Origin of the sequence: Helicobacter labacensis (assembly GCF_003660285.1) — a bacterium.
GTDB classification, from domain to species: domain Bacteria; phylum Campylobacterota; class Campylobacteria; order Campylobacterales; family Helicobacteraceae; genus Helicobacter; species Helicobacter labacensis.
In genome coordinates this window covers 1-554 of record NZ_QXQQ01000064.1, presented here as the reverse complement: position 1 = coordinate 554, position 554 = coordinate 1, and the positions used below count along the sequence as shown (strand labels likewise).

General features: G+C 45.7%; 1 protein-coding gene. It reads left to right on the top strand.

Translation table 11 applies throughout. The features are described 5' to 3' along the window. A partial coding sequence (locus EAO33_RS08905) for a portal protein (RefSeq protein ID WP_456237265.1) occupies positions 1-554 on the top strand: 554 nt, incomplete at both ends.

Here is a 554-nt window from a genome sequence, read left to right as displayed (position 1 = left end):
GATGAGTTTATAGAACAAATGGCTTTAGATAACGCCATTGTGAAAGTGCGCCCGGGCGCGCTCAAAGAGGGCAAGATTCAATTCATGAACAACCAAGCCGACATCGCCGCATTGAGCACTAAGGCTGAGCAGAAACGCCAGCTATTAAAGGTGTTGGCTGGACTCAATGATGAGAGTTTGGGCATGGCGCATAACCGCCAGAGTGGGATAGCCATTGCGCAAAGACGCGAGAGTGGATTAATGGGCTTGCAACACTTCTTAAAGGTGAGCGATGACATGGACAAACTCATCTTTGAGCTAGCCGTCTCTCTGATTAGCCATTATTTCACGCAAAGACAGGTTTTTAGAATTGTAGACCCCAAAGTGGGAGAAAGATACTTTGCTATCAATGACAACGCCCAGCACAAGATTAGACCTTGTAAGTTTGATCTAATCTATAAGACGCAGTTAAAAACAGAGAGTAAGGACGAGAGATTTAGCCATTGGAACGAACTCTTAAAGGTAATTGGACCTATCCGCCCCGATCTCTTGCCCGAGTTATTGCCCTTGATGTT